Origin of the sequence: Bacillus capparidis (genome assembly GCF_017832095.1) — a bacterium.
Lineage (GTDB): Bacteria > Bacillota > Bacilli > Bacillales > Bacillaceae > Bacillus > Bacillus gobiensis.
In genome coordinates this window covers 38,970-53,495 of the sequence record NZ_JAFDST010000007.1, presented here as the reverse complement: position 1 = coordinate 53,495, position 14,526 = coordinate 38,970, and the positions used below count along the sequence as shown (strand labels likewise).

The 14,526-nt window shown below is 41.6% G+C and carries 14 protein-coding genes; 10 read left to right on the top strand and 4 right to left on the bottom strand.

The annotated features are described in order from the left end of the window. Window positions 1-102: 102 nt before the first annotated feature. The 8 genes from JOC74_RS20810 (at window position 103) to allB (ending at window position 9,469) form a co-directional block, all read left to right on the top strand. A complete protein-coding gene (locus tag JOC74_RS20810; RefSeq protein WP_053602095.1) occupies window positions 103-1,152 on the top strand; it encodes a lactonase family protein in 1,050 nt (349 codons plus the stop codon). Between the two features lie 511 nt (window positions 1,153-1,663). Next, on the top strand, window positions 1,664-2,905 hold the full coding sequence (locus JOC74_RS20805) for an MFS transporter (protein ID WP_211086310.1): 1,242 nt from the start codon (window positions 1,664-1,666) through the stop codon (window positions 2,903-2,905). 81 nt (window positions 2,906-2,986) lie between these two features. After that, window positions 2,987-3,760 (top strand): IclR family transcriptional regulator, encoded by a 774-nt coding sequence (locus tag JOC74_RS20800; protein ID WP_053602097.1) that lies wholly within the window; start codon window positions 2,987-2,989, stop codon window positions 3,758-3,760. A gap of 14 nt (window positions 3,761-3,774) precedes the next feature. After that, window positions 3,775-5,073: a CapA family protein gene (locus tag JOC74_RS20795; RefSeq protein ID WP_211086309.1), complete on the top strand. Its 1,299-nt coding sequence runs from the start codon at window positions 3,775-3,777 to the stop codon at window positions 5,071-5,073. A 47-nt stretch (window positions 5,074-5,120) separates the two neighbouring features. Continuing rightward, window positions 5,121-6,383 (top strand): Zn-dependent hydrolase, encoded by a 1,263-nt coding sequence (locus JOC74_RS20790; RefSeq protein ID WP_053602099.1) that lies wholly within the window; start codon window positions 5,121-5,123, stop codon window positions 6,381-6,383. After that, window positions 6,370-7,158 (top strand): dihydroorotate dehydrogenase electron transfer subunit, encoded by a 789-nt coding sequence (locus JOC74_RS20785; RefSeq protein WP_053602100.1) that lies wholly within the window; start codon window positions 6,370-6,372, stop codon window positions 7,156-7,158. Before JOC74_RS20790 ends, JOC74_RS20785 begins: the two co-directional genes overlap by 14 nt. After that, window positions 7,158-8,063: a dihydroorotate dehydrogenase gene (locus JOC74_RS20780; RefSeq protein WP_192841129.1), complete on the top strand. Its 906-nt coding sequence runs from the start codon at window positions 7,158-7,160 to the stop codon at window positions 8,061-8,063. Before JOC74_RS20785 ends, JOC74_RS20780 begins: the two co-directional genes overlap by 1 nt. A 14-nt stretch (window positions 8,064-8,077) precedes the next feature. Further along, window positions 8,078-9,469, top strand: coding sequence for an allantoinase AllB (gene allB / locus JOC74_RS20775; RefSeq protein WP_053602102.1), 1,392 nt, complete (start codon window positions 8,078-8,080; stop codon window positions 9,467-9,469). Between the two features lie 62 nt (window positions 9,470-9,531). On the opposite strand, the gene JOC74_RS20770 is transcribed toward allB, so the two are convergent. Both JOC74_RS20770 and JOC74_RS20765 read right to left on the bottom strand, forming a co-directional pair. After that, window positions 9,532-9,894 (bottom strand): MFS transporter, encoded by a 363-nt coding sequence (locus tag JOC74_RS20770; protein WP_148564296.1) that lies wholly within the window; start codon window positions 9,892-9,894, stop codon window positions 9,532-9,534. Window positions 9,895-10,100: 206 nt separating this feature from the next. Beyond that, window positions 10,101-10,706: an MFS transporter gene (locus JOC74_RS20765; protein WP_053602104.1), complete on the bottom strand. Its 606-nt coding sequence runs from the start codon at window positions 10,704-10,706 to the stop codon at window positions 10,101-10,103. A 322-nt stretch (window positions 10,707-11,028) separates the two neighbouring features. Between JOC74_RS20765 and JOC74_RS24040 the strand changes: the two genes are divergently transcribed. Next, window positions 11,029-11,865: a thermonuclease family protein gene (locus JOC74_RS24040; protein ID WP_053602105.1), complete on the top strand. Its 837-nt coding sequence runs from the start codon at window positions 11,029-11,031 to the stop codon at window positions 11,863-11,865. Between the two features lie 60 nt (window positions 11,866-11,925). Here JOC74_RS24040 and JOC74_RS20755 read toward each other — a convergent pair whose 3' ends face one another. Both JOC74_RS20755 and JOC74_RS20750 read right to left on the bottom strand, forming a co-directional pair. Then, on the bottom strand, window positions 11,926-12,690 hold the full coding sequence (locus JOC74_RS20755; protein ID WP_053605941.1) for a GNAT family N-acetyltransferase: 765 nt from the start codon (window positions 12,688-12,690) through the stop codon (window positions 11,926-11,928). 63 nt (window positions 12,691-12,753) lie between these two features. Further along, the gene (locus JOC74_RS20750) at window positions 12,754-13,350 is read right to left on the bottom strand and encodes a TetR/AcrR family transcriptional regulator (RefSeq protein WP_053602106.1); all 597 of its coding nucleotides are present in this window, start codon (window positions 13,348-13,350) and stop codon (window positions 12,754-12,756) included. A gap of 162 nt (window positions 13,351-13,512) precedes the next feature. Between JOC74_RS20750 and dhaK the strand changes: the two genes are divergently transcribed. Further along, a complete protein-coding gene (gene dhaK / locus JOC74_RS20745) occupies window positions 13,513-14,523 on the top strand; it encodes a dihydroxyacetone kinase subunit DhaK (protein ID WP_053602107.1) in 1,011 nt (336 codons plus the stop codon). Window positions 14,524-14,526: the final 3 nt, after the last annotated feature.

The window sequence follows — 14,526 nt, the reverse complement described above, 5'->3', positions numbered from 1 at the left end:
GTTATCGCTTTCATTATAGCATGTAAGAAATGAGTAAAGATCGAAAAATTAATATTCCTCAGTTATAATAGGAGAAACAATTGATGAGAAAGGGGCACAAAAATGGCAAAATACATAGGATATGTCGGCACGTATACAAAAGGGGACAGCGAGGGGATTTATACATTTGAGCTGGATACGGAAAAAGCACGTCTAAGCGAGCCTAAACTTGCTGCGAAATTGGACGGTCCAACTTACGTGAATATTAGCAAAGATAATCAAATGTTATATTCCGTCATTAAAGAAGGGGACAGGGGCGGTGTGGCTGCTTATAGGGTTGATGCTGCAACAGGAGAATTATCATTAGTAAATAATCAAATTTCTGATGGAGGATCCCCTTGCCATGTCAGTGTGGATTCAGAAAAAAAATATGTGGTTTCCGCCAACTATCATAGCGGAACGATCGTGGCTTATCAGGTAAACGAAGACGGCAGTCTAAATCCAGCTACCTCTTTTGTTACCCATGAAGGAAGAGGGCCAAACGAAGACAGGCAGGAAAGGGCTCATGCCCATTTTGCCGGCTTTACTCCGGATGAAAAGTATGTAGTAAGTGTCGACCTTGGAATAGATAAGCTCGTCCTGTACCAATTAATCAACGGATTGTTAAGTGAGGTTACCAGCCATTCCTTCACACCTGGATCAGGGCCAAGGCATATTGAATTTCATCCGAATGAAAAATATGCGTATGTCTTTTCAGAGCTAAGCAATGAAGTCGCGGTTCTCGCATACAATCCGGAGCCTGCAGAATTTCAAGAAATCCAAATTATATCAACGTTACCTGAAGGCTTCAATGAAAATAGTCAAGGTAGCGCGATTCACGTAACAAAGGACGGAAACTTTGTTTACGCAGCAAATCGCGGACACGACAGCATTGCGGTATTTCAGGTAAATCCAAGTTCAGGGAAGCTTAGCTTTGTCGAGCGGGTATCAACGGAAGGGCATTGGCCGCGAGACTTTGCTTTTGATCCGACGGAGAAATTTTTAATAGCCTCAAATCAGGAAACTGGAACATTGGCTTTGTTTACACGTGATATCGAAACTGGAAAGCTTGAGCTTGTACAGAAAGATGTTCCTGCCCCTTATGCGGTTTGCGTGAAGTTTTTAAACTACTAAGAATTTGATTGAAAAGAACCGGAAAAATACTTCCGGTTCTTTTTTAATTTGGCTCTGTTAAACGATCATGTTGATAAAGACATATTAAGTGTCAAAATTAGAAATCTTTGTTCTCTTCATTGAAAATAATATTGGGTTTAATATTGATAATACTACTATTACAAGAAACATAAAAAACGATACAGGGTCTCCTGCTAAGTTCTTTCTTTTTCAGCTTCAGAACGTAAATGCCTTCACGCGCAAGAGATTTCGTAATAAAACCATATTCTGCTGTGCTATGTTTTCTATTCTATCCACTCTCATTATTTTACAAATTTATAAAAATTGTTCAGATATAAAAAATATTTTTATAAAGCCTTTATAAAAAACAAAACATCGGAAGGTCTTCTAACAAAAAAGTAGCGTGCTAAAAAAATGATAGATAAGATAAGCACATGTTTTCAAATTAATGAAACACCGTTCCGATAAATGGAACGAAAAACCGTCAATTTAATATAAAGGAGCTGGAAAAATGAGTCAAGAAGTTGTTGAGAATTCATCAGGTTACAAACAAAATTCTAAAATTGGCAGCTATCAGTGGAAAACGCTATGGGCTTCCACAGTAGGGTACGCAATGGACGGATTGGACATGATGATCCTTTCCTTTACTATGCCGTTGATCATGGCCTATTTCAGCATAAATCCAGCTGAAGCAGGAAGTATTTCTACGATCACGCTATTGGGGGCAGTAATCGGAGGAATCGTTTTTGGTATTTTAGCAGACAAATACGGGCGTGTCCGGGTATTTACTTGGACGATTTTAATTTTTTCGGTATTCACCGGCCTTTGTGCACTTTCTCCGAACATGGAAACATTAATGGTCTTTCGTTTTCTTGCAGGTCTCGGGCTTGGCGGAGAATTCGGAATTGGAATGACGCTTGTCAGTGAGGCTTGGCCGAAAAAATACCGCTCCAGGGCAACGTCGATCGTAGCCGTAGGCTTCCAGCTTGGAATTGTATTAGCAACTTTATCCGTATTATTTATTTCTCCTGCTTTTGGCTGGCAAGGTGTGTTTGTAGCCGGTATTGTGCCTGCACTACTCGCTTTTTGGTCCCGCAAAAATCTTGAAGAGCCAGAACAGTGGCTTCAACTTAAACATGATAAGAAAAATAAAATTGCAATCGGCCATTTGTTTTCATCGCTTAGAACGACAGCAACTACAATTGGATTGATTATCGCTACCAGCGTTCAAAATTTCGGCTTTTACGGAATTATGACATGGATGCCGACAATGCTGGCGAATGAATTGGGATATACATTTAATAAAACCACCGTTTGGACTGTTGTAACGATTGTCGGAATGATTATTGGAATCATTGTATTTGGAATTCTTGCAGACAAAATAGGCAGAAAGCCATCATATCTTATTTTTCTTTTATCTGCAGCAGTTATCATTTGGATTTACTTCCAGCAAAGCACTCCAATCGTTTTATTGGTGCTTGGAGGAGTATTGGGCTTCTTTGTTAACGGCATGATGGGTGGTTACGGAGCATTGCTTGCTGAGCATTATTCTACGGGGGCAAGATCAACAGCAGAAAATGTCATCTTTAATGTAGGACGTGCAGTTGCCGGTTTTGCTCCTTTAATTATCGGCTACATTTCTCTAAATCATTCTTTAAGCTATGCGCTTAGCCTGCTTTCAGGAATATATGTATTATCCGCTCTTTCTTTTATTTTCTTAATCCCGGAAACGAAAGGAAAAGAGCTGGATTAAAAAGAAGTCTTCCTTAAGTTTCATATTTAAGGAAGCTGCTTTTATTAAGATTGAAACTACTAAACAAAGGGTGTATAGATATTGGAATGGCTAGACCGCTTAACTGCAGTTATGGATCTTATCAGTGAAAGTCCAGCTGAAGGTATTGGAATAAGTGAGCTTTCCAGAATAACAGGGCTAAGTAAAGGGACTGTTCACAGAATGCTGAAGAGCATGCAATCCCACAGGCTTGTCGAACAGCTGCCACAGAATAAGCAATATACGCTAGGACCAAAAGCGATGCTATGGGGGAGTCAATTTCTTCGGGGGCAGGATCCTATTGGCCTCTTAGGGCAGTATTGCGAAAAAATATCGAATCAAACGGGGCTGTATTCTTATTTATGCAGGTATGAAGATGAGCAGGTGTACTGTACCTATACCCACCAGCCATCTCACCTGAGAAATAAATACTTTGTTCACGTTGGCCAAAGAATGCCTTTCCATTGTTCTGCTGCTTCAAAGGTGATTTTGGCCTTCCAGCTGGATGTGCTTATAGAAGAAATTCTCCAAAACGTGTCTTTTACAGAATACACGCCTTATACGATAAAAAAGCCCGACGTACTTAAGGATGAATTGCTGGAAATCCGAAAAACGAAGATCGGATGCTGCCTTCAGGAGCTTGAAATCGGAGTATCGGCTTTGTCAGCACCTATTTTTCATAATGATCACCATACGAGAATCAGTTTGAGTTTGGTTGGCGAAACGAGCCAGATTGATCAAGAGAAGGATAAAATCATCTCACAGCTCCTTCAAGTATCCGACGAAGCGAGTGAACATCTGCGATCAATGCATCAGCTAAGCTCGATACAGCTATGAGAAAGGACACGATCATGGAAGAGTCTATTCGAATTGCTTTGACTGGGGACTCCTTTATCACACAAAGAATTCCTTACAATCAAGAAAAACTGAAACACATCAGGGATTATTTACACGATTTTGATGTGAGGTTTACTAATTTTGAAGTAACTGTTCATCATTTTGATCAATATCCATCTGCTACGAGCGGTGGGACGTGGGCGGCTGCCAGGCCTTTTGTCCTTCAAGATTTAGATTGGATCGGTATGAATATGATGGCCTGTGCTAATAATCACAGCCTTGATTGGCTGCATGGAGGCTTGCTTTGTACGATTGAACATTTGGAGAAAGAGAACTGGGTATATGCAGGGATTGGCAGAAACTTAGCAGAAGCTGCACAGCCTAAGTACTTTGAAACAAAAAAAGGAAGAGTGGCTTTGATATCGATAACAACCACCTTTGAAAATTGGCATCGGGCAGGAGAACAAAGACCTGATGTTCCCGGAAGGCCAGGAATCAACCCTTTGGGCCATAAACAAATCCATCGGCTTACGAAAGAGAATTTAGAAAAGCTGAAAGAAATAGAATCGAAAACTGAAATTAATGCTACTCGGAATTTAAACGTAAAAGAGGGATTTTCCACTGATCACTCTTCTTCATACTCGTTTTCTAATCTTTCCTTTGAAGAAGGACAGCCAGGAACGATCACAAGGATGGACGAAAAAGACACTGAACGTATCTATCGATCGATAGAGGAAGCAAGTCGTCAGGCTGATCTCGTCTTGGTAAGCATTCATTCCCACGAGATGAAAGGGGATTACAAAGACAGGCCGGCCGATTTTGTGAAAGAATTTTGCAGAGCCTACATTGAAAAAGGAGCACATGCGGTTATTGGACACGGGCCCCATATTTTAAGAGGGATTGAAATTTATAATAACAGACCGATTTTTTATAGTTTAGGAGACTTTATTTTTCAGAACGATACGGTAGAGAGACAGCCTGCCGATTTTTACGAGCTCTATCAGCTGGGGCCAACCCATCAGACTGCAGACGGTTTTGACGCGAGAAGCGACAATGGTACAAGAGGGTTAGCAGCTAATCCGAAAGTGTTTGAATCTGTTATTGCTTCGATTATCTACTGTGATGGTGAAATTCGCGGCGTTGAGCTAGTGCCGATTTCACTGGGATTTGAATCGTCAAGAGCGGGGAGAGGCAAGCCGGAATTTGTCTCCAAGGCTCACGGTGAACAAATCTTATCTGAGCTAAGGCAGCTCTCCAGTGAATTTGGAACAGAGCTTTTGATTCAAAATGGGAAAGGCTACATCGAATTGTAACTCTTTCCTCACTATGTTTATACGCAAATTTATAGGAGATGCTCCGTATGACTAAAGAGCGATATCAAAACTTATTAGAAAAAGTCAATCAATATAATTCAGGGGAAATAGGAATCACCCGGATAGCCTTCAGCAATGAGGAACAAGCTTGCACGCACGGTTTTATCAGAATGTGCAAGGATCAGCATCTGGAGGTTCGGTTGGACGCCAGCGGAAATTTAATCGCAAGGCGGCCCGGGAAAAATCCAAGTCTTCCCCCTGTTGTGATGGGATCTCACTTGGATACTGTTTACCAAGGCGGAAAGTATGACGGGGCAGTAGGTGTGACTGCTGCTCTAGAAGTCATCACAAGATTAAATGAAAAAAGGATTGAAACGGATCATCCGATTGAAATTATTTCATTCGCTTGCGAGGAATCTTCGCGATTCGGTGTTTCAACAATTGGAAGCAAAGCAATGGCAGGATTAATTGAAAAGGATAAAATCCGTCATTTAAAAGATCGCAACGGAACGTCAATCGATAAAGCCTTTTCTGATTGCGCGTTGGATTTTGAAAGCATCGATCAAGCTAACCGGACGAAAGAACGATTCAAGGTATTTCTTGAGCTTCATATCGAACAGGGGCCGGTGTTAGAAAATAAAAACAAGAAAATCGGGATCGTCACTGGAATCGCAGCGCCCATACGATTACTCGTCACTATTAACGGCAAAGCCTCACATTCCGGAACAACGCCGATGCACATGCGGAAGGATGCTCTTCTTGCCGCTTCTGAGCTTGCGCTTGAAACAGAAGCGAGCGCAAAAATGGAGCAGAAGGAAGGCACCGTAGCTACGGTAGGAGATTTAATCGTGCATCCCGGTGCAATGAATGTGGTGCCCGGAAAAGTCGAAATGAAAATAGACATTAGAGGAATTGATGTCAAGTCAAGAGATCGCGTCTTAAAGCGGATTGAGGAGAAAATTTCCGGCATCAAAAAGAAGCGGGACTTAAACGTAGAAAGCAAAATCATTAGCAGAGAACGGCCGGTCATGCTATCTACCGATATTTTGAATGAACTAAAAGCTGAATGTGAAGCAAAACGATTGTCGTATGAACTGCTGCAAAGCGGTGCGGGCCATGATGCAATGCATATGACAAAACTCGGTTCGGTTGGCCTTATTTTTATTCCGTCGAAGGATGGAGTGAGCCATCACCCTGACGAATACACAGCGTTGGATGATATTTTAGCAGGAATTGATGTATTGGAAGCCGCTGTACTAAAACAAGCGATCGTCCATAAAGAGGGGAAGAGCGTAAATGAACCTGTCTGAAGCTACCGTTCTGTCTAACTTTCAAGTGAATGCGCGTTATTGGAAAATGATTTTGAATATCTCCAATTTCATGACTTCGAGTGTAAAACCGGGACAATTCTTTCATATTCAATGCAGCAACGAGCACGCTCCAATCCTTAGAAGGCCATTCAGCATCTACAAAATCAATGAACGCGAAAATACGCTGGAATTTCTTTATCTTGTCAAAGGGACAGGAACGAAAAAACTTTCTGAGAAGCAGCCAGGCGAGTCTCTAAGTATATTAGGGCCACTCGGAAATTCATTTTCTATCAATCAATCTTCAAGTGGTATTTTACTTGCCGGGAGAGGTGTTGGGATCGCTACACTTTCGGCATTGGCCTATCATTCTGTCAAAATGAATATTCCATGCACCGCAATTCTGAGTGCGAGATCAGAGAAAGATGTATTGGTGAAAAAGGAGCTCGAAGCTGCAGGAGTATCCGTCCTGGCGGTAACAGACGAAGACGGCACAAGTGAAATAAGCAGGGTAGAAAAGCTCGTTTTAAATTTAATGAAGGAGAAGAAGCTGGATTCCGTTTATACTTGCGGGTCAAAGAGACTAACGACGATGCTTCAAACGCTTGCAATAAGACATAGGCTGTTTGCACAGGCTGCACTAGAGGAAAATATGGGCTGCGGCATGGGAGCATGCTTTGCCTGTGTATGTGATATACGCGAACAGAATGAAATCCGATCCGTTAGAATTTGCCGGGAAGGACCCGTTTTTCCTCTTGAAAAGGTGGTTTTATCATAATGGAAATGAGCGTGAAAATCGGGAAGCTTCTTCTTGAAAATCCAATAATGCCGGCATCTGGAACATTTAGCGAGGAATTGGCGGAGCTGATTGATTTTAATCGGCTGGGCGCTTTGGTCCCAAAAAGCATTACGAAAAACAAGCGTAAAGGAAATCCGACTCCCCGCGTTTGTGAAATAACATCTGGAATGATCAATTCAATCGGGATTCAAAGCAAAGGACTTTCCTATTATAAAGAGCATACCGTCCCCTTTTATTCTCAATTCCGTCCCCCATTAATTGCAAGTGTTTCGGCAGACAGCATCGAGGAATTTGCCGAGGTTTGTGAAGAACTGGCGCTCATGGACGCCGTATCGGGGCTTGAATTGAATATTTCTTGCCCAAATTTAAAAAACAACGGCTTGGCATTTGGAATGGACGAAGAAGCGACCTATCGTTTGGTTCAAATCGTAAGACAGGTGACGGATAAGACGATTATTCCCAAGCTTTCTCCGAATGTGACCAGCATCGAAACAATTGCTTTGGCTGCAGAAGAAGGCGGGGCAGATGCATTGAACGTGGCAAACACCTTTGTTGGAATGGCGATTGATATTCATACGAGAAAGCCGAAGATCGCAAATAAAATCGGCGGTGTTTCAGGTCCAGCTATCAAACCTCTCATTGTCCGCCTGATTCACCAGGTTTATCAAGCAACAAGCCTTCCAATCATCGGCTGCGGTGGAATTATGAACGGAGCGGATGCGATAGAGTTTTTTCTTGCAGGTGCAAGTGCAGTGCAAGTAGGAACAGCAACGTTTGTTCAGCCGACCGCGATGCTGTCGATTATTGAAGAGATCGCAGACTATATGAAGCTTTATCACATAAACGATCTAAAAGAGCTAACTGGCAAAATTCAATACACATAAAGGAGCTGAGCATCGTGAAGTGGGACCATGTCATAAAAAACGGCATCATTTATTCAGACTGCGAATTCATCAAAGGTAATCTTTATATCAAAGACGGAAAAATCGCGGCCATTGCATCAAACGAATTATCGGGAGAAGCAGTAAAGGAAACGAATGCAGAAGGCTTATACGTTCTGCCGGGATTTATCGACACGCATATTCATTCAAGGGATCCAGGCCCAACGTATAAAGAAGATTTTTATTACAGCACAAGGGCTGCTGCAGCCGGAGGAATAACGACTGTTTTTGAAATGCCAAATACTAATCCGCCGATAAATACGGTTGAAAATTTCAACAAGCAAAAGGATAACCTTACTCCGAAAGCCCATGTTGATTTTGGCATCTGGGGCATTTGCCTCGGCGATATAAATCGCAAGGATATCCTGCCGCTTCATAAAGCAGGTGTAATCGGATTTAAATTTTTCTGGGGTTATGCGATAAACAGTGAAACGTATCAGCTGATGTACAATTATAAAGATGGAGACCCTGGAGTGATTCCGCCGCTAACGGATGGAGAGGTATACGATATCTTTAAAGAGGTGGAAAAGACAGGACAAATTTTGGCGATTCATGCCGAAAACAATCAAATCATCCAGCGGCTGACAGATAAAGTGGAAGCTGAAGGGAGAAATGATTATGAGGCATTGCTGGATGGCAGGCCAAATCTTGCAGAAGAGGTTACGATACAAACAGGTATCGCCATGGCTAAAAATACCGGAGCAAGGCTGCATATTTTGCACGTGAGTACAGCAGAAGGAGTCAAGCATGTCCGACGGGCCCAGGCAGAGGGCTATCCTATTACATCTGAAACCTGTCCGCATTATCTCTTTTTAAGCAATGAAGATTACGAGAAAATCGGTCCTCAGATGAAAGTGTATCCTCCTGTAAAGTATAGGAAGGATCAAAATGAGCTTTGGAAGGGGATAAAGGATGGAACAGTTTCCATTGCTTGCTCTGACCATGCTCCTCATACGGAAGCGGAAAAGGACGGCGAGCTGTGGTCGATCCCGGCTGGCATATGCGGAGTAGAGACGCTTGCTCCGCTCATGTTGAATGCTGTTAGTGAAGGGAAAATTACATTAAACGAAGCAGTCGCAGTGTTAGCTGAGAATCCAGCAAAGCAGTACGGAATCTACCCGAAAAAAGGATCCCTTGCTATTGGCAGTGACGCTGATCTTACGATTGTTGATATGAACAAAGAAATGGTAATAAAAAGAGAAAACCTTCATAGCAAAAGCAAGGTAACAGCGTTTGACGGCTTTAAAGTAAAAGGTGTCCCTGTTGGAACGATTGTCCGTGGAACAACAGTAATGGAAAATCATGAAATTGTATCAAGCCCGTATGGACAGCTCGTTGTTCCAGAATGAAACAGTAAATAATAAAGAAGCCTGCCACAATTTGCAGGCTTTTATTTATATAATCTAATCAATCATCCTGCTTTATCTATTTTTACAGCAGCTTTCCTTCGAAGCGAAAAGGAAATAAGAGCTGCTATCAACCCTAAAATGACAACACATCCACCAATAAGAGGATTGTGGGCAGTAGAGGCAGTGGAATTTACAACTACTCCGCCAAACCCTGCTCCTAAAGCGGATCCCAGCTGCAAAACGGAAATATTAAGACTAATGAGCAGTTCAGATGATTCTGGAACTTCTTGTACAAAATAAGTCTGCGTGGAAGGTCCTGTCATCCATGACGCACACATCCAAATCACAAGACCAATACTGTACTCATCAAGCTTCCTATTAAAAGAGGTATACATATCAATGATAAAGCATGAATCAATAGGCATAAAACCAATGTGCGAGTGGTTCAGAAGCGATCCGAACTATAACCGCCAAACCGCGATCCAATCATTGAAAAAAATACCCAGAATTAATAAAACGACACTTATCATCGTAGTATCCATATGTACATTATTTTTTAGAAATGGTGTCAAATAAGTATAAACAGCATAATAGCCCATGATCCAAAACAAGCTCAAAAACAATGCACTAATCACTGTACCGTTGTAAAAAGCGACAATGACTTCTTGAAGGATGCAGATGCATGCCCTTCGATCTTTGGTACAAGGCGAGCAATACCAGCAATAGTCAATAAAGTGACAAGAGCCAGCAGCAGAAAAATCCACCGCCAATTCATCCAATTTGTCATCAAAACACCTAATGGTACACCTAAGACCAAAGAACTGCTGTAGCCTGTCATAATAATGCTGATCACGTTGCCCTTTTTTTCCGGTACTGCTAATTTTGATGCCATCGATATAGCTACGATTATGTACGCCCCGCCGCTAATGCCCAGGATAATACGTGCCAACAGAAGCAAAAGTAAATAAGAACTTGCCGCAGTTAAAGCATTTCCAATAACAAATAAAATCAAAACAGATAACAAAACTTTTTTTCGTTCCCATTTTGCTGTGTACATAACGATGATTGGAGCGCCAATCGCAGAGGAAAATGAATATATAGTCATCATTTGTCCAGCCATAGCCACAGAAATATGCATATCTGAAGCAATAACATCAATAATACCTGAAATCACTAAAGCGACTGTACCTGTTAAAAAACTTCCGGCAGCTAGCAAATATATGATGTTACGATTCATCCTTATTCCCCTCTCTTTTTATGGCATTATTTGATTGGTTATCTCTTGTTTTATGCTTTATTTTACACCTTAGAGCATGCTCTAAAGCAATTATCTTCTATTGAAAAATGGAATTTGACTACAGAGCCAGGATTCTTAGTCCGCATTTAAAGAAGCCTTTTCCAAATGAAAGGTTTTCTTTTTGTCGCAAAAATGTAACAAAAATATCAACGAAAATTAATTTTTGTAATAAAGCAATAGATTTTCATGTTACAATAGGAAAGTATTTATGTCATATTGATAATTACGACCTCTACGAATGACAAATTAAGGAGTTTATAAAGTGAAGTTATTTTTACATATATTGTTTCGTCGAAAACGAATAAAGCCAGGAAAGCGAATGTCTGTATTAGGACTTGGAATGCTTTTGTTTTTGTCTGGATGCGGTGGCGAAAATTATGAAGAGATGAGCCCTTACGCCACAGTTGAGGATTATTCCTCGGATAATGAGCCTAAGGCGGAAGAAAACAAACCGAAACAAGAAAACCCTGTAAAAACAGCAGGAACAACCGATCAAATACCTGTTCAATTGGTTCAAACAATTGATGGTGACACAATAAAAGTTCTTTATAATGGTGAAGAAAAAACCGTCCGCTACCTTTTAATTGATACGCCCGAGACGAAGCACCCGCGATTAGGTGCGCAACCATTTGGAAAAGAGGCATATAACCGCAATAAACAGCTGATTAATGGCGGAGAGATCACGATCGAGTTTGACGTCGGCGATCGAACTGATAAATACGGACGATTGTTGGCCTACGTTTATGTAGATGGTAAGTCTGTACAGGAGCAGTTGGTAAAAGAAGGTTCGGCACGTGTTGCGTATGTTTATCCTCCCAATACGAGGCATTTAGACGCTTATGAAAATGCACAAGCTTATGCAAAAAAGAAGCAGCTGGGGATTTGGTCCATTGAAGATTACTCGACAGACAAAGGATTCGTTAGTGAAAAAGATAATACCCGCAGTGTCAACTCGAATATTTCCAGCGATGAGAAGGATGACATACATTACAAAAATTGTACTGAAGTCAAAAATGCTGGAGCTGCACCGATCCACAAGGGTGACCTTGGCTATGGAAACCACCTCGATCGTGATGGTGACGGCACCGGCTGTGAATGAATTAAAAATCCTTCTCCCGAATAAACTGGCAGTAAAACCCGCACTTTAGGGAGTTACTGCCTATTTGTAAGTCTGTTGTTCTTTTACTCGATACCACTGTTGGTATTTCTCTTTAAATCCAATTTTAGAATATAGATTTAAAGCTGGTTGATTGTTAGCAACGACCACAAGAAAACTCGATTTTGCTCCGTTCTTTTTGCCCCATTGCAATAGGTTCAAAAGTAACTGTTCGCCAAGTCCCTGTTTTCGGTGCTTTCGATCCGTTACAATTCCCCATATTCCGAGATATTCCCGATCTATCACTCCAAGTCCGTATGCAACTGCAGTATTATTAATGGTTAGAGAAAGTAAGGCTTTTTTTGTCCTAATATTTGAAAACATCCTTTTCACCGTAGCTTTTTGGCTATCAGGAATGCCTGATAGTTTGCAATAATCATCAAAGCTGTCAAGAAGTGTTTCATCAATCGTTATATTTGGAAAAGAAGGATTTTTTATATCCGTTAAATCAAGAATTTGTACACTTGCCCTGTCTTCAATCACGTATCCCTTTTGATCCAGTACCTTGTCCAAATTTCTTGGGAAAACGGAAGGGGTCATTTTAAATGCTGTCCGCAGCTGTTTGCTTGCATACATCTGTTCACATTCAGCAATCTTTTTATCAAGATCAGATGTAGATGGATAGAGCGGCTGTATTGAATTTGCCCGTTTTGAATAGCCATCGGCAAATCGTAGAATCCACCCATCGTAAACCATCGTCTGCAGCGGCTGCCAGTTATTTAGCTGAAGCTCTTCTAAAGTTGTTATAATATCTGTAGTTTCAATCATCGGTTGCCCTCTTTTCAAAAAATATATTCCACTGGACATAGCCTGTCCGCCTGGAACCTTGATTTAATCAGCTGATATTATCCTTAACAGTCTGTCAACTTCCGGCATATGGTAGCTGTCCTCTCCGTGAATATTCAATGTCATAAGACCGGATAGAACGGTATAATAGCTTGCAATCAGCTTTCTCGGATCACCCGCCGCAATTTCACCGTTTTTTTGTCCTTCTATGAATAATGACTCCAATAGATCAACAAAAGTATCTAATGAATGCTGTTCGATAAGCTGCTTCGTCTCTTCCGGCACTTCCTCAGACGTGCGGGCTTGATGAACGAGCAAGAAATAAAGCTGCCCGCTTTCATCAAGTATGTGTTCTGTCAAAATCTTTATTTTATCCATCGGTGAACCTGGAAGATGGTAGATGTTCCCTATTTCTGAAACTGATTCCTTCATGGCATTCTGAACAAGGGTATTAAAAAGCTCATCTTTTGATTTGAAGTAGCGGTAAAGAAGTCCGGGACTGATTCCCGCTTCAGTTGCTATCAGGCTCATTTTAGTACCAATAATGCCTCTGCGAGCAAAGACTTTAAGAGCCGCTTCCATAATTTGTTCTTTCCGTTCACCACGTATTTGTTGCAACTGCTCTTCGTTTAAAGGTGCCACTATGCAAATACTCCTTCTTTGTTAAGGTGTCGTATATGAGTATACCAATTCTATAATAAATTCGATTTCAAGAAAACTGCAAATTACGTTTACTAATACTCCTGAAAAGGAAAACAAAAAATATCTGACGGATGGATATGTCAGTTTAAGGGGGAAAAGGTGATGAAAAAAATAATAAACGATGCTGAAACGATAGTAGACGAAATGCTGGATGGAATGGTGAAAGCGCATTCTGATGTTGTGAAAAGAATGCCTAACACCACTGTCATAGTTAGAAAGCAGCTTTCTGAAACTCCAAAGGTAGGGATTGTTAGCGGTGGCGGGAGCGGGCATGAGCCATCTCATGCGGGTTATGTCGGAAAAGGGATGCTGGATGCAGCTGTTGCGGGAGAGGTATTTACATCTCCAACACCTGACCAGGTTTTTGAAGCGATTAAAGCAGTCGACCAGGGAAAGGGAGTCTTGCTTGTCATTAAGAATTATAATGGTGACGTAATGAATTTTGAAATGGCTGCTGAGCTGGCCGAAGACGAAGGGATCGAAGTTAAGCAGGTGATTGTAAATGATGATATCGCAGTAGAAGACAGTACACATACGACGGGGAGAAGAGGGGTAGCCGGAACGGTTTTGGTACACAAAGCTGCCGGAGCCCTGGCTGAAAAAGGCGGGTCTTTGGATGAGGTAAAAGCTGCTGCCGAAAAGTTAATCAGTCAAACAAAAACCCTCGGCGTGGCACTATCACCTGCATATGTGCCGGGATCCGGAAATCCTGGATTCGAAATCGGTGATGAGGAAATGGAAATTGGCATCGGAATCCACGGGGAGCCCGGTTTATCACGAGAAAAGCTGAAAACAGCAAATGAGATTGCTGATTTGCTATTAAACAAATTAACAGCTGAATTGGATCTCCTAAAAGGAGATGAAGTGGCGGTCATGGTAAATGGTCTTGGTTCGACTCCTTTGATGGAGCTCTACGTGTTAAATAATCGAGCGGCAGACGTGCTTGAGGAAAAAGGAATTCAAATTGGGAGCACATATGTCGGAGAATTTATGACGGCGATAGAAATGGCCGGAGCTTCGATAACTTTGGCTAAGCTTGATTCCGGCTTAAAGGAACTCCTCCTGGCACCAGCACAAACAGCGGCGTTCATCCAATCTGAATCAGGGAGTTGAAAA

Excerpts from the sequence above, each read along its gene's own strand:
- JOC74_RS20810 (WP_053602095.1), top strand. The coding sequence starts at position 103 with ATGGCAAAATACATAGGATATGTCGGCACGTATACAAAAGGGGACAGC.
- JOC74_RS20805 (WP_211086310.1), top strand. The coding sequence starts at position 1,664 with ATGAGTCAAGAAGTTGTTGAGAATTCATCAGGTTACAAACAAAATTCT.
- JOC74_RS20795 (WP_211086309.1), top strand. The coding sequence starts at position 3,775 with ATGGAAGAGTCTATTCGAATTGCTTTGACTGGGGACTCCTTTATCACA.
- JOC74_RS20790 (WP_053602099.1), top strand. The coding sequence starts at position 5,121 with ATGACTAAAGAGCGATATCAAAACTTATTAGAAAAAGTCAATCAATAT.
- JOC74_RS20785 (WP_053602100.1), top strand. The coding sequence starts at position 6,370 with ATGAACCTGTCTGAAGCTACCGTTCTGTCTAACTTTCAAGTGAATGCG.
- JOC74_RS20780 (WP_192841129.1), top strand. The coding sequence starts at position 7,158 with ATGGAAATGAGCGTGAAAATCGGGAAGCTTCTTCTTGAAAATCCAATA.
- JOC74_RS20770 (WP_148564296.1), bottom strand. The coding sequence starts at position 9,894 with ATGCCTATTGATTCATGCTTTATCATTGATATGTATACCTCTTTTAAT.
- JOC74_RS20765 (WP_053602104.1), bottom strand. The coding sequence starts at position 10,706 with ATGAATCGTAACATCATATATTTGCTAGCTGCCGGAAGTTTTTTAACA.
- JOC74_RS20755 (WP_053605941.1), bottom strand. The coding sequence starts at position 12,690 with ATGATTGAAACTACAGATATTATAACAACTTTAGAAGAGCTTCAGCTA.
- dhaK (WP_053602107.1), top strand. The coding sequence starts at position 13,513 with ATGAAAAAAATAATAAACGATGCTGAAACGATAGTAGACGAAATGCTG.